Origin of the sequence: Marinilactibacillus piezotolerans (genome assembly GCF_900169305.1) — a bacterium.
Taxonomy (GTDB): Bacteria; Bacillota; Bacilli; order Lactobacillales; family Carnobacteriaceae_A; genus Marinilactibacillus; species Marinilactibacillus piezotolerans_A.
This window is the reverse complement of sequence record NZ_FWDP01000004.1, coordinates 1,161,243-1,182,948: the sequence shown is the minus strand read 5'-3', so window position 1 is coordinate 1,182,948 and position 21,706 is coordinate 1,161,243. Positions and strand designations below refer to the sequence as shown.

The window sequence follows — 21,706 nt, the reverse complement described above, 5'->3', positions numbered from 1 at the left end:
TTGAATGAATGAATTGTTTACAGATAAAGCCAAAAAAACATTATTGATTGCACAAGAAGAAGCAAAAGGATTCCGCCATCGTACCGTAGGTACTGAACACTTACTACTTGGGTTAGTCATTGAGACAGAAGGAATTGCAGGAAAAACACTGCGCCAATTGACCTTATCAGAAGAAGAGGTAAGAGAAGAAATTGAACATTTCTCAAGCTATGGACCGGGAAGTAAAATACCAGCAAGTGCTGTGCTGCCTTATTCACCTAGAGCACGTCAAGTTATTAAGTATGCAACTGATGAAGCGAGAAGAATGCAGAGACCATTAGTGGGAACTGAACATTTATTGTTAGGATTATTAAGAGATGAAGATATTCTGTCTTCAAAAATACTGAATAACTTAGAAATCAGCTTATCTAAAACAAGACAGTTGATCTTGAAAAAATTAGGTGTACAGGAAAATAAAACAAGGGGCGGAATAAAAGGTCGCAGACAAGCGAAAGGCCCGAAATCCGTTGAAGGGACACCTACACTGGATTCTCTAGCGCGTAACTTGACACAAGCGGCTCGTGAAGATAGATTGGATCCGATTGTCGGACGTAACAAAGAAGTTCGTCGAATCATCCAAATTTTAAGCAGACGTACGAAAAACAATCCTGTATTAGTAGGGGATCCCGGTGTAGGGAAAACGGCTATTGCAGAGGGATTAGCTCAAAAGATTATTGCGGGAGAAGTACCTCCGGTTTTGAGAAATAAACGATTGATGACCTTAGATATGGGCTCCCTTGTTGCGGGTACTAAGTATCGTGGTGAATTCGAAGAGCGTATGAAAAAAATCATCGATGAAATTTATGAAGATGGTGAAGTCATTCTATTTATAGATGAACTGCATACCTTAATTGGTGCAGGTGGAGCAGAAGGCGCAATCGATGCTTCTAACATTCTTAAGCCAGCACTTGCAAGAGGAGAGTTGCAGACGATTGGTGCAACAACATTAGATGAGTATCAGAAACATATTGAAAAAGATGCTGCTTTAGAACGTCGTTTTGCATCTGTTCAAGTGGATCCACCATCTGAGCTTGAGACGGAAGCTATCTTGTTAGGGTTGAAAGACCGTTATGAAGAACATCATGGTGTAACGATTACTGATGAAGCCGTTCATTCTGCTGTTCATTTATCGACACGCTATATCACCTCAAGACAACTACCGGACAAAGCGATCGATTTAATGGATGAATCAGCTTCTAAAGTCAGAATTGATGCAAGTGATCAGCCAACAACCATGTCTAAAGCAAAACAGAAGCTGGATGATTTGACTAGAATGAAAGAAGAAGCCATTCAAGAGCAGAACTTTGAAAGAGCAGCTCAAATTCGCGAAAAAGAAATGAAACAGCGTAAGCGTGTTGAAAATCTAGTTGATAATGAAGACAGTGATGAAAGTCATTTAGAAGTAACTGCAAAAGATATTGCTGAAGTTGTTTCACAATGGACGGGTATTCCTGTTCAGCAGATGGAGCAAAAAGAAACAGACCGTTTATTAAATCTGGAAAAAGTACTGCATGAGCGCGTGGTTGGTCAAGAACAAGCAGTCGTCGCAGTTTCAAAAGCAATCAGACGTGCACGCAGCGGATTGAAAGATCCAAATCGTCCAATTGGTTCGTTTATGTTCTTAGGACCTACTGGTGTCGGGAAAACTGAGCTGGCTAAAGCATTGGCAGAAGCAATGTTCGGCAGTGAAGACTCACTGATCAGAGTAGATATGTCTGAGTATATGGAAAAATACAGTACTAGTAGATTGGTTGGTTCACCTCCAGGATATGTAGGATATGATGAAGGTGGGCAATTAACGGAGAAAATCCGTCAAAAACCTTATTCGGTTATTTTGTTAGATGAGGTAGAGAAAGCACACCCAGATGTGTTTAATATCTTGCTGCAAGTATTAGATGATGGACTGCTGACTGACGGAAAAGGTCGTCAAGTGGACTTCAAGAATACCATTATGATCATGACTTCCAACTTGGGAGCTACGGCTCTCCGTGATGAAAAGTCAGTAGGATTTGGAGCAGTTGATAAACGATTCGATCATACTGCCATGGAGAAACGCATCCGTGAAGAACTCAAAAATGCATTCCGTCCAGAGTTCTTGAACCGGGTAGATGATACAATTGTATTTGAATCATTGAAAAAAGAAGAATTACGAGAAATTGTTAAATTACTGACTCAGAACATTGTTACTCGAATGGATGAGTTAGGTATTAAACTAAAAATCACTCCATCCGCAATGGATGTTATTGCAAAAGAAGGATTTGATCCTGAATATGGTGCTCGACCATTAAGAAGAGCCATTCAGAATAAAATCGAAGATCGTTTAAGTGAAGACTTGTTGTCTGGGCATATCGTTGTCGGCGACAACGTAACAATCGGCGCATCAAAAGGTAATATTACGCTGAAAGTAAAGGAAAGAAATACGGATTCCAATGATGCAGCTGTTCCAGTCAATAATTAATTTTATAGTTTAAGAGTCTGGAACAAAAGTCTTAAGTAAAAATCGCGTTCCCACTTTAGTAAGGAATCTGTCTGCTAAAGTGATGAACGCGATTTTTTTATGATTATATTTTAAAAGTCAGTGCAGGAGACCTTCAAGAGATTTATTTTATTCCAAGCTCTTTTTTAATAACAAGCGCTATTTTTTGATAATCAAATTTTATCGTGGTAAAGTTCAGCATGTACCATACCAATTAAAGGAGATGTTGATAATATGTTTATGCACGATAAAAAGCTTCAGTATAATGCAAAACCTGACCAACCAGATCCGTTAATGGCACGTAGACTGCAAGAGATTTTAGGTGGTCAATGGGGCGAGATGTCCGTTATGAATATGTATCTATTCCAAGGGTGGAATGCTCGTGGAAATGAGAAATACAAAGACTTGCTTTTAGATACAGCGACAGAAGAAATCGGACACGTAGAAATGATAGCTACAATGATTGCACAATTACTTGAAGGTGCACCCTTAGCTACACAAGATAAAGCAGTCCAATCTGACCCGGCACTTGCAGCGGTTATGGGCGGAATGAATCCACAGCATGCGATTGTAAATGGACTGGGCGCAGCTCCAAAAGACTCAAATGGTAATGCCTGGACTTCAAATTATATTGTATCAAGCGGGAATCTGCTGGCAGATATGAGAATGAATGTAACAGCTGAATCTCAAGGCCGACTTCAAGTGGCTAGATTATATGAAATGACACATGACAAAGGTGTTAAAGATATGTTAGGGTTCTTACTAGCTCGAGATACCCAGCATCAGTTGCAATGGATTGAAGCTATCAAGGAATTAGAAGAAAAAGAAGGCGTTGTTGTTCCTGGGCAAGTTCCAAGCAGCTATGAAGTCAGTGATGTTTCTCATACATTATTCAACTTCTCGGCAGGAGAGGAAAGCCAAAAAGTAGTAGAAGACAAAACAGCTAAAGATGGACAGAAATTCATTTATACAGGGAAACCAGAAGCGATGGGACAAAAACCAATTCTGAAACCTGTTACCAAAGATGTCTATAATACTTCAGCTATGGACCTATTTTAAAAAAAGCCATAAAGTAAATCTTTAGTGAAAATAAATGATTTCTGTTATTCTATTCTTAATAGATCAAGAAAGGATGACAAATCAATGAAAAAGATGAACGATCCTAACGCAGGGGTATTGATTGGAGTAGGACTTGCAGTAGCAGTCGGCATTCTGTCTTTCATCTTTACTTCTGACAATGCAAAAGAAAAGACAAAAGCAGTCGTCAATCGTAAAGCCGCTAAAAAAGTATTCAACAAATTAGGTGGAGATAAGAAAAAGTCTTCTAAAGTGTTAGACAAGCTATCTGATGATGAAATCAATAGCTTGGTCAGTACTGCAGATAAGGTGAAAGACCTTGAAAGCAGTTTATCTGATGTAACAGCTGATTTGAAACATTTCTTCAGCGACAAGATGGACGATGCAAAAAAAGTAGTCAAATAATTAAATAAACGATTAAAAGACCTTGCAATTCGTTGCGAGGTCTTTTAATCGTTTATTTTTTATAAAGTCAGCAAAAAGCACAGTGCTAAATCATTCATTTGTTTTAAAGATAACCCTGTTGCTTCTTGGAATTTTTCCATCCGATATTGCAAAGTGTTGCGGTGGATAAACAGAGATTTAGCAGCCATACTGACATTTCCCTGATTCTCCCAAAGGGCATGTACCAGTTCTTTCCAGTCTTCCAAAAACTCCAGCTTGAACTTCAACTGCTGGACTACTTCACTATCTGCTAAGCTGCTGGCTGTAAAATAATGTAATGAAACATCAGACAGGGAACCCATTCGACTGCTCATGTGCGATAGTTCTTGAGAAAAAATACTAAGTTCTTCTTGTAAAAGGGTCCGGAGATTCATAGAATATGACCAGAATTGACCAATAAAGCAAAATACTTTAATAGAAAAATCATCTTCCAATGTTTGCAGCATACCTTCAATTTCTTCGCGGGTACTGAAATCGGTCTCCCCCGACTGCAGCATGATAAATAGATCATCAGTAAAAAAGAAGTGATCAATAAGGGGATCAAACAAAGCAGCGGCTGAATCAAACCATAACTGTGCATCGAACTGTTCATCTTTTTTCACGAGTTTTAGTTGGATCATACGAACAGAATCGATGTGGCTGGGGACAGCTGCTCTGTTTCCGGCAAGATAGTCATACCAGACAGAGTGATGTTTTTGTGCTGCAGTTGCAGGTTTATGTGTATAAACCAGTTTCAGTAAATCGATTTCATTTTCAGTTAAAGAAGCTTGAGGGACAGATATCCATTTGTTTTTATAGGGTAAGGATAAGTGAGTTGTTTCATAAACAGGACGTTCAGTGATACTTGCTTCTGGATAAATCATTTTCAAATCAGTGAATTCCAAAGTAAATCCTCCAAACCTTGATCATGTTAATGCTATTTTAACATTGTTTGGCAGAAGAAGAAACTAGGGTATAATAGAACACAGAAAGAGGCGTTGAACAATGGAATTATCAGAAAAAGAAAAGTGGATGAAAGAGGCTATCAAAGAAGCTGAGAAAGCAGAAGAAAAAGGGGAAGTGCCGATTGGAGCAGTAGTCGTGCAAAATGGTCAAGTCATCGGCAGAGGCCATAACCTAAGAGAATCGTCTAATAATGCTACGACGCATGCAGAGATGATTGCAATCCAAGAGGCGAATGCATACTTAGGAAATTGGCGCTTGGAAAACTGCCAGTTATTTGTAACCCTTGAACCTTGTGCTATGTGCAGCGGAGCTATCGTGCTTTCAAGAATTGAGGAAGTTTATTATGGTCCGGCTGATATTAAAGGCGGAACAGCAGGAACACTGATGAATTTATTAGATGATCATCGAATGAACCATAGAGCTTATGTTGAAAGAGGCATTTTAGAAGAAGAGTGCCGTCAATTGCTGACAAGCTTTTTCAAACAATTGCGAGAAAAAAAGAAGTTAAAGAAACAACAACTGAACCTGCTCAAAGCAAAAGAAAAAGACTCTCTAGACTAATAAGAGAGTCTTTTTGACTATTCAGACATCTGGTTGTTCTTCTCAATCATGCTGTCTACAGATTGAATCAGAGAAGCAGAAAAATCACTTTGCAGTAGAGAGAGAACGCCATTAACAGTAATACCACCTGGAGAAGAAACTTGATCCACCAAGTCCCAGGGTGAATGTTCAGATTCGAGAACAGTTTTTGCACTCCCCAGAACAGCTTGTGCTGCAATTTCAGTCGCTTGTTCTTTGGATAAACCATACTTAACAGCAGATCTTGCCAGTGTATCTATGAATAGAAAAACTAAAGCAGGTGAACTGCCGGCTAGTGCAATAAAAGTCCCCATTTGAGATTCTGGCAGTTCTACCACTTTTCCCACCGCTTCAAAAATCACTTTTGCAGAATCCAGACCTGTCTGATCCGCTTGATCGTTTTCTATGAAGGCGGTAATGCCTTCGCCTACTTGGGCATTCAAATTGGGCATTGTTCGGATAAATGATTTCAGAGGCAGCTGATTTGCTAACTGAGACATTGTTACACCTGCTGCAACGGAAATAACAAAAGGCTGATATGTTTTATCTAATTGATTTAAAACTTCATCAACTTGATAAGGTTTCACAGCTAAAATAATGATGTCAGATTGATCCCAGACTTGCTGGTTGCTGTTTGTTCCAGCAATGCTGAACCGTTCTTCTAGCTGAGATCGTTTAGCCGCTGTACGGTTGGAGAAAATAACATCTTTTCCTTCAACAACCTGATTTTGAAGTAAACCAGCTGCGATAGCCTGAGCCATATGACCGAATCCGATAAATCCTATTTTCAAAATGTAATCCTTCTTTCCTGAGGTTTCTTAAAGTATAGCATACGGGCAGGAAGAGCACGATATAGGAATAGGTCTGAATCGAGAATGGATTAAATTTATTTAATGTAAATCATTGACTTATCTGATATGAAACTTTATGATTATCATAATATAAAAAGAGGAGATGAACGCATATGCAACTTATAATGGTTAAACAGTCGATGCAAGACCAAACAAAAAAAGCATTGTGCTGTTCATCTGCCCTCTTATACATTGTCAGCCCATAATCAGGATTCTATTCTCAAAAGATAGAGTCCTATTTAGCAGTTTAACAAGGGCTCGAGATTTCGTACATACTCGTCAGCCCAGTTAATTCAGGGCTGGCTTTTTTTATATTATTGAGTTTATCAAAGGAAAAGAGAGGAGATAGTAAAATGAGAGAGTACGTGAAAAACAATCTGCTGAAGGTTTCGTCTGGAGTAGCAAATGCTATTTTTGTAACGATCGGAATCGGATTTTTATTTGGAACACTTGGGGATATGCTGGGATTACCGATACTCGTCACAATTGGAGGGGTTGCTCGCGTTTTACTAGCTCCTGCACTAGGCGCCGGAATTGCGGTTAATCTGCAAGCTAACACGCTTACGCTTTTTGCTTCCATGGCGTCTTCGACCTTAGGCGGAGGTGCGATTCAGGCTACGGAATCAGGATATACGATTGTAGGCGGAGATCCGATTGGTGCTCTGATTGCTGGTGTGATTGCAACCTTTATCGGAAAGAAACTGACCGGAACCTCACCGTTAGACATGATGTCCATTCCAACGCTGTCCTTGTTGGCCGGAGGTTTGGCAGGGGCAGGACTGGCTCAGGTTATCAGCCCCTTGCTGCTGATGGTCAGTGAATTGATTTCGGGAGCAGTGGCCGACAGCCCAGTCATAGGTTCAGCTGTCATGGCAGTTTTGTTTGGTCTGTTTCTGATGTCGCCTCTGTCTTCCGCAGCATTATCTATTGCCTTAGGATTAAGTCCAATGGCCAGCGGGGCGATGCTGATCGGAACAACGGCTCAGTATTTTGTATTTTCCATCATTTCAATGAGAGAAAATAATCTTGGGGGGTATATTGCGCAAGGATTGTGTACACCGAAAGTTCAACTGCCTAATATCATAAAAAACCCTAAAATATTGATCGGTCCAACCCTGGCATCTGCCATCTGCGGTCCGATTGCTACAGTTGCTTTCGGATTTGAAACCATTCCTGAGATGGGCGGGGTAGGGTTTGCTGCCGGAGTAGCACCGCTTTGGGTAATCAACCATTCAGGACTTGCCTTTTTTGGTGTATACTTGTTATGTGGTGCAGTTCTTCCGATTTTGATTACCTTAGCAGTCAACAAACTGCTGTATGCTTCGAAAGCCATCAAGGCAGGTGATATGGCCTTAGAGGTCAGCTGATAAATAATCAAAGGGTTGCCTTTAAAAGTTTTAAAGAGAATAGGAGATTGAGAAATGACGACGGAGTTAAGACCAGAGAATATTGACTGGAAAGAATTAGGTTTTTCATATATTAAAACAGATTACCGCTTTATCTCATACTATAAAGATGGTGCTTGGGATGAAGGGCAATTGACAGAAGATAATCAGCTGCATATTTCAGAAGGCTCAACAGCTCTTCACTATGGCCAGCAATGCTTTGAAGGCTTAAAGGCATATCGTACAAAAGATGGCTCTATTCAATTGTTCCGTCCGTATGAGAATGCTAAACGGATGAAGTTGAGTTGTGAAAGACTGCTGATGCCGGTATATCCGGAAGATCGATTTGTAGAAGCCGTTAAAAGAGTAGTGAAAGCAAATGAAGACTGGGTACCGCCTTATGGTACTGGAAGCTCGCTGTATATCCGTCCGTTTATTATTGGTGTAGGAGATAATATCGGTGTTAAACCAGCAGATGAATATATTTTCTCAGCTTTTGTCATGCCAGTTGGGCCTTATTTTAAAGGCGGAATGAAACCGACCAATTTTTTAGTAACGGATTATGACAGAGCGGCACCGAAAGGGACAGGGGCAGCTAAAGTGGGCGGCAATTACGCAGGAAGTCTGCTTCCGGGAAAAGAAGCCAAAGCCCGAAGTTTCAGTGATGCTGTTTACCTTGACCCTGAAACACATACAAAGATCGAAGAAGTCGGTGCAGCCAATTTCTTTGGAATTACAAAAGATGATGTGTTTATTACACCAAAATCCAGTTCTATTCTGCCGAGTATTACAAAGTACTCTCTATTGTGGCTTGCTGAAAACCGTCTGAACTTAAAAACCTCTGAAGGCGACGTTTACATTGATCAGATCGATCAGTTCAAAGAGGCGGGAGCTTGCGGGACAGCGGCAGTTATTGCACCAATCGGCGGACTGCAGATCAAAGATGATTTTCACGTGTTCTATTCTGAGACAGAAGTCGGCCCTGTAACGAAACGCTTATACAATGAGTTAGTTGGTATTCAGTATGGTGACGTTGAGGCGCCGGAAGGCTGGATTGAAAAAGTAGAATAATCAGCTTAAACTCGGTCTTTTTAGACCGAGTTTTTGTCTTAATAGGATATTATTCATTATAATGAAGTGGAAAGAGATTGAGAAAATGAAAGGTGGAAATTGTATGGTAAATTTATTTGAATATAACGTTAAAACCCATCACAAACAGGAATTGATCAATATCGATCATTATTTAAATGAAGCGCTGGAAAAGAGCCAAGTCGAAGAAGGTATCATGATCGTATACTGCCCGCACACTACTGCTGGTATCACGATCAATGAAAATGCAGACCCAGATGTCAAAAAAGATTTAAATGCTGCATTGAACGATACGTTTCCCAATCATGAGTATTTTATTCATAGAGAAGGGAATTCAGACGGACATATGAAGTCTACTGTAACCGGGGCAAGTGAAACACTTATTATATCAGAGGGTCGAATGGTATTTGGAACATGGCAAAGTGTCTATTTTGCAGAATTTGACGGACCTAGGACCCGAACTGTATACGTGAAAATCATCGGAGGATAAAATACGAAATAGGAATATCCAAACATAATATGAAAATATTTTGAAGAAATATTGAAATTTCATCCTAAAGACTGATGAAAGAAGAGTCAAACAATAGTACAATTAAATTATAATCAAGTAATCAAGCGAGATTTCTTGAGTACATAAACTGTATAAACAGAGAGGAAGAATGAGATGTTAGAAGCAAGAAATCTTCGTAAAACGTTCGGAGATATGACGGCTGTCGATAACATCAGCTTTAAGATCGAAAAAGGCGAGATTATGGGCCTGATCGGACAAAATGGAGCTGGAAAAACCACGACATTCCGTATGATTTTAGATTTGCTTACACCGGATAAAGGAGAGGTCCTTTGGAAAGGCGAGGCATTCACCAACAGATTATTCAACCAAGTGGGCTACTTGCCGGAAGAAAGAGGGCTTTATCCAAAAGTATCTATAGAAGATCAGATTCTTTACTTTGCTCAACTGAGAGGGAAGTCTAAAAAAGAAATCAAGCCATTGATCGATAACTGGCTGGAAAAATTTGACGTCAAAGGTAAAAAAGGCGATAAAGTCAAAACACTTTCCAAGGGGAACCAGCAAAAGGTTCAATTGATCACTACATTGATTCATCAGCCGGAACTGATTATTCTGGATGAGCCGTTCAGTGGACTAGATCCGGTTAATGCGGATTTACTGGAAGAAGGAATCAAAGAAGCACAGAGAAATGGTGCCAGTATTATCTTCTCTAGTCACAATATGAATAATGTGGAAGAATTGTGCGATAGCTTGATCATGCTGAGAAACGGTCAGCAGATCTTGGAAGGCTCAATCAAAGAGATCAGAGAGCAGTTTGGAAGAACAAAACTATTCTTGGAATCACCATTATCTACTGAAGCATTGCTGCAATTCCCTGGAGTGCAGCAAGCACGTGTCAATAAAGACGGTGTAACGGAAGTCACTTTGAGCCAGACAGAAGATGGAAAAGCTATTTTTGAGGCAGCGACAAAAGATGGGTATATTCCAACCTTTAGTCAACAGCCGCCGACATTAGAAGAAATCTTTAAGCGAATGGCAGGTGAGAAACATGAATAAATTTTGGGTTATTACAAAAGAAGTGTACAAGAAAAACGTGAAATCTATTGGATTTTTGATTATGGTATTGTCTCCTCTAGTAGTGGCTGGAATCGCGATTGCCATCGGATACTTTACGTCGCAGGATGCGGAGAATGCTGAAGCACCGACACTAGCTATTATTTCTGAAAATCCAGCAGTCCAAGAGATGCTGAGCCAAGAAGGCAGTCCATTTGATATCCAAGAAGATATCACCACTCAAGCGGCTGCGGAAGAAGCTTTATTAGATGAATCACTGGACGGCTATCTGACCATTGAAGAAAGTGCAGGTTCGATCCAAGCAGAAGTGACTCATAATGATTCATTGTCAGACTATATTCCAGTGTTGAATGAACAGCTGGCAACTTATCAGACAATGGTCAGAGCAAATGAACTTCAGTTGACGCAAGAACAAGTTTTGTCCTTATCTGAACCTGTTACAGTCCAAGAATCTATTGTAAATATTAAAGATGGAGAACTGGTTACGGAAGAAAATAATGATACATTTGTACAAGAATTTGGTGCTTACTTTGTCTGTATCGGGATTTTTATTTTCATTATGACGTATGCTTCTATCATTGCAGAAGAAGTTGCGAACGAAAAAGGCACACGCATTATGGAAGTCATTTTGTCTAGTGCTACAGCTGGGAACCACTTCTTTGGTAAGCTGGCAGGAGTCATCTTAGTGATTCTGACGCAGCTGGCATTTTACGTAGTTGTAGGTGTGATCGGCTATTTCTTTGCAAAAGATCTTTCTTTCATTCAAACGTTTTTAAATGAAGTTGATATTTGGAGTATCGTTCAGCAATTATTGGGCTACACAATTATCTTCTTTGTCACAGGCGTATTGATGTATGTTATCTTAGCGGCATTCTTTGGTTCGCTCGCTTCTAAAATGGAAGATGTAAACAAATCCGTTACGCCGATTGTGATGATCGCATTAGCAGGATTCTACGTTGGATTATACGCTTTTGTTTCACCAGAAAACATTCTAGCCGTTGTCTTTTCTTATATTCCATTGTTCACTCCTTTTGTAATGCCGTTTAGAATCGCTTCAGAAACCGTCGGAACACTAGGTGTCTGGATATCGATTGTCGGTACAGTTTTATTTACAATTCTTTTAACGGCTGTATCCTTGGCATTTTACCGAGCTAATGTACTGATCTATTCGGATTCAGGAATCATTGGAACGATGAAACGTTCTTGGAGCGTTATGCAAAGTAACCGGAAAGCAAAGAAAGCAAAGAAAGCAAACGGATAATCTATTCCGTAAGGGAGTTGACAGTAAAACAAACTGTTGACTCCTTTTTCTTTTATAAAAGCTGTGAATAATCGTTTACATTGAGCGGGAATTCTCTTACTATCAGAATAGTGGAAGAATGAGAACTGGAAAGAGGAGCAGAAGATGGAACAACAGACACTAGTAGAAATTACGACTCATAATATAATGAATGTCATACAAGAGAGTGATCTTCAAGTAGGAGATAGGCTGCCAAATGAATTTACACTGGCAAAACAGTTGAATGTCAGCCGAAACACCGTTCGAGAAGCTATCAAAATGCTGAAATCCAGAAATATTCTGGAAGTTAAACAAGGTTCCGGTACATTCATCAGCTCAAAAAAAGGATTGCAGGACGATCCGTTCGGATTTTCATTATTGGAAAACAAACGAAAACTGACAAAAGACCTTTTTGATATACGTTTCATGCTTGAGCCCTATGTGGCTTCTTTAGCTGCTCAGAATGCAACAGAAAACGATGTGATAGAAATGGAATCGTTATGCTTGGAAATTGAGAAAAAAATGAATGAAAATGATGAAGAGTATACGCAATTAGATCAGCAGCTGCATACTCAAATCGCAAAAGCGTCTGGAAACACAGCGTTATACCACTTAATCCCAATCATTAACGAATCTATCCACCTTTATAACGATCACTTTACGAGTGAACAGAAAAAAAGAGAAACAGTGTCTTCTCACCAAGAGATCGTAGAAGCCATTCGTCAAAAAGACAGTTTAGGAGCCCAGCAGGCAATGCTTATACATTTGAGCAATAATCGAATATCTCTAGAACATCCTGCCCACGAAAAATAGGTAGGATGTTTTTGTGTAAAAACAGATAATTTTAGATTAAATTAAATAATATTTGACAATACATCCTACGTATTTTATGATGCCAGTGTACAATACTATTATATACAGGACATATTTTATGTCTAAACTGATTTAGGAGGAGTAAAGGTTGGAGAAAATGAATAAGCAGTTGCCGAAAGACTTTTTATGGGGAAATTCTGTATCCAGTATGCAGACAGAAGGCGGATGGAACGAAGGCGGAAAGGGCATGTCGGTTTACGATATACGTGAAGCCACAGAATTTGCCTCAGACTGGAAAGTCGCAAATGATAACTATCACGACTATGAGACCGATTTTGATTTTCTTAAAGATCTTGGGATGAATTGTTATCGCTTTCAGATTTCTTGGAGCCGTGTGAATCCAAATGGAGACGGCGACTTTAATGAAGAAGGGATTACTTATTACAGCAATCTGATCGATGCGCTGATTGATCGAGGAATCGAGCCGATGATCTGTTTGTATCATTTTGACATGCCGCTTCATCTAGCTGAACAGTATAACGGGTTTTTAAGCAAACATGTAATGAAAGCGTTTGTTGATTTTGGTGTTGAAATGGTCAAACGATTTGGTGATCGTGTGAAATACTGGATCACTTTTAATGAACAAAATCTGTTCCATGTTCCTGAAGCATTTAGAATCAGCGGATACCTTAAGGGGGAGCAGACGATTGAGGAGCTTTATCAAATCAGTCATAACGTGATGATGGCTCATGTCGGAGTCGCAAATTACATCCATGAACAAACAGACTGTTTGATCGGTGGAATGCTGGCTTATTCTGAAAATTATCCTGCTTCCAGTAAGCCAAAAGATATTTTATATGCCCGTAAATGGGATGAATTTGTCAATTTCAATCTGCTTGATGCCTTTGTACACGGAAGATACAGCAAGGAAGTCATGACTTATGTGGAAAACCATCAGATAGATATGAAAGCAACCAGTGAAGAACTGAAAGAACTGAAAAAACTGAAAAGTGACTTTCTTTCGTTTAGTTATTATGCCAGTTCAACTATTAATTCTGATTTAGTAGATCCCAAAACACCTGTGAACTTTATGATGAAGGAAGGGAAGCAGAAAAATCCTCATTTAGAGAGTACAGAATGGGATTGGCAGATTGATCCATTAGGATTTAGAGATGTGATGAACAAACTGTATCAGAGATATCAGCTGCCGGTATTTCCTATTGAAAATGGTATCGGCGTCAAAGAAGAATGGGACGGGGAACATGAAATTGATGACCAGTACAGAATTGATTATCACAGAGCCCACTTGCAAGCGATGAAAGACGCAATGTTTGAAGATGGCGTGGAAACAATTGGCTATCTGGGCTGGGGTCTGATCGACATTTTGAGCTCACAGGGAGATATGCGTAAACGTTACGGGGTCGTCTATGTGAATCGAGACAATCATGATCTGAAAGATATGAAACGTGTACCGAAGAAAAGTTACTGGTGGTTGAAAAAGGTTATTAACTCGAATGGAGAAGATTTAGAATAGGAGACAGCAGATGGAAAAAAACAATACGTTTATTGATCGCTTTACCATGTTTGCGGTGAAACTAGGGAACCAAGTACATCTTCGTTCCCTTAGAGATGCATTTGCCGTTATTATTCCGTTCTTCATACTTGCCGGCTTGGCCGTTTTAATCAATAGTGTCGTTTTCCCGTGGCTATTTACCGGGGAAACGCTGGCGAAGCTGGAAACGTGGGGAAATGTCATCACAAACGGTACGCTGAATCTGGCTAGTTTACTAATTGCCCCAATGATTGCATACAGTTTATCCAAAAATAAAGGATTTCAAAATCCCCTATCCTCAGCTGCGATAGCGCTGGGTACGCTGATTATTATGATGCCGTTATCCATTACGCTTCCAGGGCTGGAGAGCGGAGAAGATATGCTCGTCTCTGGCGGTCTGACATTTACCAACTTAGGAACAACCGGTATGTTCTCAGGGATTATTATCGGGTTATTAGCAACAGAAGTCTTTATACGCATATCCCGCTTTAAAAAGCTGCAGATCAATTTAGGAGAAGGCGTTCCGCCAGCAGTCAGCAGATCTTTCACTGTTATGCTGCCGACTATGATTACATTGAGTCTGTTTGGAGTCTTATCTGCTGTACTGATTGCTGGATTTGATACCAATCTGATTGAGTTGATTACAACACTGATTCAAGAACCGCTGAGAAAAGTTAATACAAGTCTTATCGGAACGATTGTTATTTACAGCTTTTCCAATTTTCTATTTACGATTGGGATTCATCAAACAGTTGTTAATGGCGCTATTTTAGATCCTTTAACGCTGCAGAATATGAATGAAAATATGCTGGCTTTTAATGCCGGAGAAGCCGCACCGCATATTATTACCAATTCTTTTATATCAACATTTGGTATGATCGGTGGTACTGGATCAACGATTGCTTTGATGATTGCCATTTTTATCTTTGCAAAGTTGAAGTCTTCTCGTGAGGTTGCCAGTATTTCACTTGTTCCCGGTATTTTCAATATTAACGAGCCGATTATCTTCGGATATCCAATCGTCTTTAACCTGCCGATGATGATTCCTTTCGTTCTCTTACCAGCAATCGGGATCGCCTTTGCCTACTTCTGTACAGTCATTGGGTTTTTAAATAGATCAGTCATCTTGGTACCTTGGACCACACCTCCGCTGATAAATGCTTACTTGACGACAGCAGGTGACTGGCGGGCGATTGTCGTTCAACTGATTATTCTGATATTCGGCGTCTTTTTATACTTGCCGTTTATTAAAATAAGCGAAAGAGTGTCTATCGCTCAAGCTAAAGCAGAAAGTGAATAGATAAAAGAAATGAAAAGGGATTCAGATTTATAGGTTAGTATTTGAATTCCTTTGATATTAGAAAAAGGATAATAAAGGAAACAAGGCAGGAGGCATATATGAAACTAAGCTTTAGATGGTACGGAGAAACGGATGCCGTGAGGCTGGAAGACATCAGACAAATTCCTAATATGGAAGGGATTGTGAGCGCTGTATACAGTATCCCTTCAGGAGAAGTCTGGCCGCTGGAACAGATCAGAAAACTCAAAAACGACATTGAATCACATGGGCTGACGTTCGATGTTGTGGAAAGTGTTCCGGTGCATGAAGACATCAAACTGGGATTGCAAACGAGAGACAGATGGATCGAAAATTATAAGCAGACGATCCATAATCTTGCAGAGTACGGTGTCAAAACGATCTGTTACAACTTCATGCCTGTATTTGACTGGACTCGGACAACCTTAGAGTACCGGAATCAGGATGGTTCTACTTCCTTAGCATTAGATACAAAATCATTACAATTGATAGATCCATTAAATGAGTCGTTATCCTTGCCAGGATGGGATGAGTCCTATGAAAAAGAGGAGCTGAAACGTCTGATGAAGCAATATGCTGACATAGATGAGCATCAACTATGGGAAAACCTGGCATACTTTCTGAATGCGATTCTGCCTGTGGCGGAAGAATCGGGAATAAGAATGGCGATTCATCCAGATGACCCGCCGTATTCTATTTTCGGTTTGCCAAGAATTATAACGAATCAAGCAGCTTATCAGAAACTTTTCAGCCTTTCGGACAGTTCATCTAATGCGATAACGTTCTGTACAGGCTCGCTTGGCGCAAGTAGTCAGAATGACATCTACACAATGCTGGAAAACTATTTGCAAAAAGGGAAAGTAGCCTTTATGCATGTACGGAATGTACAGCTGCATGAAGATCAATCGTTTGAAGAAACAGCACACGCTTCAAACGATGGTTCAATAAACATGGTTAGAATCATGAAACTTTTAAAGCAATATGAGTACAATGGGTATTTAAGACCCGATCACGGCCGTATGATTTTTGGCGAAACAGGCAGACCTGGATATGGACTGTATGATCGTGCATTGGGCGCGAGTTATTTGAATGGTATCTGGGAAGCCATCAACGAGTAGAATTTCAGCTGCTCGAATAATTAAAATGAAAAGGTTTGCAGTGAACATACACTGCAAACCTTTTTCACTTTATATAGAAAGCAGGAGCGAAGAATAAAGAACAACGCCTAAAAGAAATGAGGAAATGCCTTCTTTTTGGAATGTTGGCAGTTCGTCTCTGATCGTGTTCAAAATCAGTCCTCCAGCTACACAAGACTCCAGTATCCCTAGTGCAAGATGGTTGAAGGGGATTACCAGTCCGAGTCCAAGACCAACCAAAACAGAGCATCCAAGCAGGATGCGTCCGTGATGCTGGAATTTCTTTGTAAAGTGTTCCCGCAGGACCCAGTCATTAGTCAGGAAATGAAGCCCGATAACGCCTACATAGATAAAAGGAGCAATTCCGGGTTCAAATCGCTGTTCGGCCAGTAAGAATCCGGTGACGGTATTATAGAATGTATAAGTCCCTAAGTGTGCCCAGAAGATACCCATATTTGGATCAGTTTGTCCTTTTTTTAGTTTTGTTTCAGTTTTTTCCAGCATCTGTTCCAAAATATAGACAGTCACTAAGCCAAACAGCATAGCGCCATATAAAAGATTAGAGGCACTCTCGCCCGACAGACTCAAGGCTTCAGAGACATGCGCTTCATTTTCTCTAGCTGTTGGAATTAAGTGAAAAAAAACATAAGCGATAGAAATACCGCCAATGAGCGATGTGAACTGACGAACGCTGAAAAACTTCACTCTGAAATCTGGTGATATAAAATGGATAGCTGTAAAAGCTATTGCAACTAAAATGCCTACTATATTCATCTATTGACCCGCCTTCTCAGCAATTCTTTTCGGTTAGTTGCAAGTATAGAATAGAAACCTAAAATTCTCAAAGAATTGCTTTATACTGGGGCTGCGGGAAATAAATAAAAACCAGCTTCACTCAAATCAATGAGAGAAGCCGGTTCAATAAGGGGTTAACGTTGATGTTCTTCTAAAAAGGCCATCACTTTCTTATAGACCTTGATTTCATTTTCTTTTCTTGCAAATCCATGACCTTCATCCTCCAAAACCATATAAGTTACATCGCGCTGTTTTTCAATCAGCTTTTCAACAATTTGATCTGATTCTTCTTGGATTACTCGAGGATCCTGTGCCCCTTGAATGACTAACATAGGTTTTGTCATTGTATCTAAATAAGTGATTGGAGAATCCGCAATAAATTTTTCGCGATCTTCTTCAGGATCACCCAGCCACAACTTCATGATCGGTTTCCAGTGCGGCGGAACAGAGTTATAAAAGGAGAATAGGTTAGACGGTCCAAATAAATCAACAACCGCTCTGAAATACTCTGGATGACGACCGTGGAGCAGTAAGCTCATATATCCGCCGTAACTGCCGCCGACCAAGAATAAAGAGTCTTTCGAAGCGATACCCTGTTCGAATAACCATTCGATACTAGCTACGTTATCCAGTCTAGGCGCTTCCCCCCAGTCCTGCTCAACGAGTGTAGCGAACGTCTTGCCATATCCTGTACTGCCGCGGAAATTAGGAGCAAAAATAGTATAGCCATTGTAAACTAGCGCCTGAAACAATGCCCGGAAATTCTGTCTTTCAGCAGCTTGGGGTCCGCCATGCGGCCAAAAAATCGTATACCCGTTAGCTGTTTCTTCGGCGGCTCTAAATAATAGAGCTTCAATGCTCAAACCATCAAAAGACTTGAACTGAACAGTTTCAGGTTCGACCATTTCCGTAGAATCGATTCCGAGTACCCGATTCTCCGTTAGAGATTCCCAATGCACTCCGTCTACTGAGCAAAAGATATTGACAGGCATAATAGAGCTCGAACCAGATAAATAAATCGTTCCGCTTTTAGCGACGCGTACCGTACTCAATACATGAATCGGAACAACGAGCTCTTCAATATCTCTAGTAGTTGGATCAAAACGATAAAGATTATCGGTAACACCGGCTGTGGTAGCCAAAATGAACGTTTCGGATTCTTCATGCCAGATTGCTTCTGTAATGCTTTCATTCTTGAAAGAAAGCACTGTTTCACTTTGGCGGCTTTCCAAATCGAACCGCACCAAATAAGATCGTTCACTCTGGTAGTCCGTGACAAAGTAAATTCTTCGGTCATCGGTGATAATCGTTTCTCCGATTGTATAGGGAGGTTTTGCTTCTTCTGGAAGCAGCCAGATAGTTTCGGTGTCTGTTTTGATATAAGCTTTCTGATGCGTATTAGAATAAAGCTTAGTGTAAATCTTCAACGTTTCATCTTTAGAAACGGCTGTAAGATAGGTAGGCGCTTCTGCACCTTCTTCCAGCAGTTTATCTTCCTGCGTTTCCAGATCTCGGACGTGTGTATTCAAAAAGTTCGGATTTGATTCTGAGGTCATGTAATAAAGCCGCTTGCCGTCCTCTGAAAGTTCAGCGAAATAATATTTTTCGGAAGCATCACCGGTCACGAGCGGTTCCGGATAACCGCCTTGAATGGGCAGAGCATAGATTTGAGTATTTTCATTTCCATCTTTGTCGAATCCGGCAAGCACAAATTCATTATCCGGACTGATTTTAATAAACGAGACAGACTCATCGTATTTTGCAAATAAATATGGTGTTGTACTGACTTTTAAGTCGATGGCCCAGAGATTAGGATTTCCAGTCACATCTGTCATATAAATTAATTTCGATTCATCCTTAGACACGGCGAAGGTGCCGATGCGGTTAGTGTGAAAAAATTGTTCAAAACTTGCTTTTTTAAAATTCATCACCCATTCCTCCTTAAAGACTATGTATCTATCTATTTACTTTATCTTACCATATTTTAATCTAAAGAGAGAGCTTATCGCTTTTATTCTGATAAAATTAGGAGAACGACTCTAAACGTTATTGTTTTATGATAAAATAATTAAAAATCAAAAGGATGAGACTAGTGGCGAATTTAGAACTGATTTATGCAAAGCAGCGAGTGCTGTTTACTGAACGATTAAAACTGAGACCTGTCACATTGAACGATGCAGCTGATATGTACGAGTATGCTGCGAGCAGAGAGCATATGTTTTACGTGTTTGATGAACACCATACTATAGAAGAAACAGAAGAAAATATCTTAGCTTACTTTCTAAAAGATCCTGTTGGTAAATACGGTATAGAATTGATGGAAACCGGAAAAATGATTGGAACAATTGATCTGCGGATAAAACCCAAAAATTTTCAAGCCGAACTGGGCTATGTTATGAATCCTGCGTATAGCGGAAAAGGGTATATGACTGAAGCTGGACAAGCATTACTTAAACTAGGCTTCGAAATACTTGGACTTGAAAGAGTCTACGCTATCAGAGATGAACGGAACGAGGCATCAGGCGCAGTCATGAAACGCCTGGGAATGCAGCAAGAAGGCGTGTTGCGTCATGTCAATATAGACAAAGACGGTGAATTCGTCAATGATGTGTATGCATCTATTTTAAAAGCAGATTATTTAAAGCTGAACGAGAGAGAATAGGAATAGTAAAATTCTATAATTAGTAGGGGAAAACTGAAGGAGCAAAACAATGAGAAAAGAAGGTTGGCCGGAATATGCTACATGGTGGGATAGGAATGAGGGGAAAGTCGTATTGTTTTTCCTGTTCAATGAAACATTATTGATATTGGTGCCGATATTGTTTCGTGAATTTCTTTTGGCAAACCTGGACTGGGCTTTGATTTGGATAGGCGTGATATTGGTCAACTCTGTTATCATCCCAATGATCATCCCTCATGATAAAAAGCAGTAAGCAGACAGTGTATTTACAAGGAGTATGATTTGCAAAGTTTCCTGAATGAAGAATATACTGAAGAAGAAAGCGTAATGAACAAAACAAGTTCACTAAACAATCTTCAAGGAGGAAACGATGATGCAAAAAACTAGACCGATGCCTATAGAAGAGGGATTAGAAAATGGACTGAGTATTTTAAGAGAAGGATACTTATATGTTTCAAATCGCCATAAGATTTACCACTCTGATGCTGTAAAGACCCGAGTTCTCGGTCAAGAAGCGATACTGCTGGGTGGTGAAGAAGCTGCAGCATTATTCTATGATGAAGAGAAGTTCAAACGTGAAGGTGCTGCACCCGAACCTGCTGTTGCTACCTTGCTGGGAGCCGGCGGTGTCCAGCAATTGGATGATGAAGCACATCGGCACCGCAAAAAACTGTTTTTAGACTTGATGTCCAAAGAGAGAATTGAAATTTGGGCAAAAATGGTCGAAAAGTACTTATATAAAGCAACAAAAGAATGGATGACTAAAGACTCGATCAACTTCTATGAAGAGAGCCAAAAGGTACTGACAAGAGCTGCTTGTGAATGGTGCGGTATTCCTTTAAAAGAAAAAGAAGTCGACAAGCGGACAGCACAGCTGATCAGTATGATCGAATCACCAGTCGCCGTCAGCACCCGTCACATTGAAGGGCGCATCGGCAGAAAAAAAGGAGAGAAATGGATCAGCGGACTGATAGCAGAAGTCAGAGAAGGAAAACTGCATCCGGCAGAAGAAACGGCCCTCTATCAAATGTCTTGGCATAGAGAGTTGGATGGAGAACTTCTGGATCTTAAAACAGCTGCAGTAGAATTACTGAATGTTGTGCGCCCATCTGTTGCAATTGCACTTTACTTTGCATTTACAGCCCTAACGCTGCAGCAGCACCCTGAGGAAAAAGCCAAGCTGACAGGAGACAATCCGTATTACCTGCATATGTTTATTCAGGAAATCAGAAGATACTATCCATTCTTTCCATTTAACGGTGCTATCACTCGAAAAGATTTTGTCTGGAATGGATATCAATTTGAGAAAGACACACTAGCGATCTTTGACTTTTATGGAACCAACCATGATCCAAGGGTCTGGGAAAACCCTGAACAATTCAAACCAGAACGATTCAGCGATTGGCATAACAGCCCGACTGATCAAGTGCAATACAAGCTGCTGGCACAAGGCGGCGGCAGCTATTCTGCTGGTCACCGTTGTCCCGGCGAGTGGAACACTGTACGTGCAATGGAAATCGTTACAGATTTTCTAATCAATAAAATCGACTATACAGTACCTGAACAGGATGTAGGTTTCAGTTTAGTCAACATGCCGACTACACCAAAAAGCGGGATGGTTTTTGAACAAATTATGTATAAGGGTTAAGAGAATCCGAAATAGGAC

At 40.2% G+C, this 21,706-nt stretch carries 20 protein-coding genes; 16 read left to right on the top strand and 4 right to left on the bottom strand.

All coding sequences use genetic code 11. From position 1 onward, the window contains the following. Positions 1 to 4 precede the first annotated feature (4 nt). The 3 genes from B6F02_RS09390 to B6F02_RS09380 all read left to right on the top strand — a co-directional run bounded on the left by B6F02_RS09390 (position 5) and on the right by B6F02_RS09380 (position 3,997). Positions 5 to 2,497: an ATP-dependent Clp protease ATP-binding subunit gene (locus B6F02_RS09390; protein ID WP_080147090.1), complete on the top strand. Its 2,493-nt coding sequence runs from the start codon at positions 5 to 7 to the stop codon at positions 2,495 to 2,497. Between the two features lie 252 nt (positions 2,498 to 2,749). Beyond that, positions 2,750 to 3,574, top strand: coding sequence for a manganese catalase family protein (locus B6F02_RS09385; protein WP_080147089.1), 825 nt, complete (start codon positions 2,750 to 2,752; stop codon positions 3,572 to 3,574). Positions 3,575 to 3,658: 84 nt separating this feature from the next. Continuing rightward, entirely contained in the window at positions 3,659 to 3,997 is a 339-nt protein-coding gene (locus B6F02_RS09380) for a hypothetical protein (RefSeq protein ID WP_080147088.1), read from the top strand. 59 nt (positions 3,998 to 4,056) lie between these two features. On the opposite strand, the gene B6F02_RS09375 is transcribed toward B6F02_RS09380, so the two are convergent. Next, positions 4,057 to 4,920: a helix-turn-helix domain-containing protein gene (locus tag B6F02_RS09375; protein WP_080147087.1), complete on the bottom strand. Its 864-nt coding sequence runs from the start codon at positions 4,918 to 4,920 to the stop codon at positions 4,057 to 4,059. Positions 4,921 to 5,020: 100 nt separating this feature from the next. Between B6F02_RS09375 and tadA the strand changes: the two genes are divergently transcribed. Next, positions 5,021 to 5,542, top strand: coding sequence for a tRNA adenosine(34) deaminase TadA (gene tadA, locus B6F02_RS09370; RefSeq protein ID WP_080147086.1), 522 nt, complete (start codon positions 5,021 to 5,023; stop codon positions 5,540 to 5,542). A gap of 17 nt (positions 5,543 to 5,559) precedes the next feature. Here tadA and proC read toward each other — a convergent pair whose 3' ends face one another. Beyond that, positions 5,560 to 6,351 carry a pyrroline-5-carboxylate reductase gene (proC, locus tag B6F02_RS09365; RefSeq protein ID WP_080147085.1) on the bottom strand — a complete coding sequence of 264 codons (792 nt, stop codon included), beginning with the start codon at positions 6,349 to 6,351 and terminating at the stop codon, positions 5,560 to 5,562. A gap of 413 nt (positions 6,352 to 6,764) precedes the next feature. On the opposite strand from proC, the gene B6F02_RS09360 reads away from it, so the two are divergent. From B6F02_RS09360 to uxuA, 9 genes are all read left to right on the top strand, one after another. Further along, the gene (locus B6F02_RS09360; protein WP_080147084.1) at positions 6,765 to 7,778 is read left to right on the top strand and encodes a PTS transporter subunit IIC; all 1,014 of its coding nucleotides are present in this window, start codon (positions 6,765 to 6,767) and stop codon (positions 7,776 to 7,778) included. Between the two features lie 54 nt (positions 7,779 to 7,832). Beyond that, positions 7,833 to 8,867 carry a branched-chain amino acid aminotransferase gene (locus B6F02_RS09355; protein WP_080147083.1) on the top strand — a complete coding sequence of 345 codons (1,035 nt, stop codon included), beginning with the start codon at positions 7,833 to 7,835 and terminating at the stop codon, positions 8,865 to 8,867. Positions 8,868 to 8,970: 103 nt separating this feature from the next. Beyond that, positions 8,971 to 9,375, top strand: a complete 405-nt coding sequence (locus B6F02_RS09350; RefSeq protein WP_256864678.1) for a secondary thiamine-phosphate synthase enzyme YjbQ — start codon at positions 8,971 to 8,973, stop codon at positions 9,373 to 9,375. Between the two features lie 174 nt (positions 9,376 to 9,549). Next, a complete protein-coding gene (locus B6F02_RS09345) occupies positions 9,550 to 10,449 on the top strand; it encodes an ABC transporter ATP-binding protein (protein ID WP_080147082.1) in 900 nt (299 codons plus the stop codon). Further along, on the top strand, positions 10,442 to 11,728 hold the full coding sequence (locus B6F02_RS09340) for an ABC transporter permease (protein ID WP_080147081.1): 1,287 nt from the start codon (positions 10,442 to 10,444) through the stop codon (positions 11,726 to 11,728). The genes B6F02_RS09345 and B6F02_RS09340 overlap by 8 nt, the downstream gene beginning before the upstream one ends. Before the next feature lie 144 nt (positions 11,729 to 11,872). Beyond that, the gene (locus B6F02_RS09335; protein WP_080147080.1) at positions 11,873 to 12,559 is read left to right on the top strand and encodes a FadR/GntR family transcriptional regulator; all 687 of its coding nucleotides are present in this window, start codon (positions 11,873 to 11,875) and stop codon (positions 12,557 to 12,559) included. Between the two features lie 157 nt (positions 12,560 to 12,716). After that, positions 12,717 to 14,093, top strand: a complete 1,377-nt coding sequence (locus tag B6F02_RS09330; RefSeq protein WP_080147417.1) for a glycoside hydrolase family 1 protein — start codon at positions 12,717 to 12,719, stop codon at positions 14,091 to 14,093. A 10-nt stretch (positions 14,094 to 14,103) separates the two neighbouring features. Continuing rightward, positions 14,104 to 15,411: a PTS sugar transporter subunit IIC gene (locus B6F02_RS09325; RefSeq protein WP_080147079.1), complete on the top strand. Its 1,308-nt coding sequence runs from the start codon at positions 14,104 to 14,106 to the stop codon at positions 15,409 to 15,411. A gap of 98 nt (positions 15,412 to 15,509) precedes the next feature. Further along, positions 15,510 to 16,547, top strand: a complete 1,038-nt coding sequence (uxuA, locus tag B6F02_RS09320; protein WP_080147078.1) for a mannonate dehydratase — start codon at positions 15,510 to 15,512, stop codon at positions 16,545 to 16,547. A 69-nt stretch (positions 16,548 to 16,616) separates the two neighbouring features. On the opposite strand, the gene B6F02_RS09315 is transcribed toward uxuA, so the two are convergent. Beyond that, positions 16,617 to 17,339, bottom strand: coding sequence for a hypothetical protein (locus B6F02_RS09315; protein ID WP_080147077.1), 723 nt, complete (start codon positions 17,337 to 17,339; stop codon positions 16,617 to 16,619). Between the two features lie 155 nt (positions 17,340 to 17,494). Next, a complete protein-coding gene (locus B6F02_RS09310) occupies positions 17,495 to 19,288 on the bottom strand; it encodes a S9 family peptidase (RefSeq protein ID WP_218672180.1) in 1,794 nt (597 codons plus the stop codon). Between the two features lie 155 nt (positions 19,289 to 19,443). Between B6F02_RS09310 and B6F02_RS09305 the strand changes: the two genes are divergently transcribed. The 3 genes from B6F02_RS09305 (at position 19,444) to B6F02_RS09295 (ending at position 21,688) form a co-directional block, all read left to right on the top strand. Then, positions 19,444 to 20,022 (top strand): GNAT family N-acetyltransferase, encoded by a 579-nt coding sequence (locus tag B6F02_RS09305; protein WP_080147075.1) that lies wholly within the window; start codon positions 19,444 to 19,446, stop codon positions 20,020 to 20,022. Positions 20,023 to 20,071: 49 nt separating this feature from the next. Next, a complete protein-coding gene (locus B6F02_RS09300; protein WP_080147074.1) occupies positions 20,072 to 20,293 on the top strand; it encodes a hypothetical protein in 222 nt (73 codons plus the stop codon). A 120-nt stretch (positions 20,294 to 20,413) separates the two neighbouring features. Further along, positions 20,414 to 21,688 (top strand): cytochrome P450, encoded by a 1,275-nt coding sequence (locus B6F02_RS09295; protein ID WP_080147073.1) that lies wholly within the window; start codon positions 20,414 to 20,416, stop codon positions 21,686 to 21,688. The last annotated feature ends 18 nt before the right edge of the window (positions 21,689 to 21,706 follow it).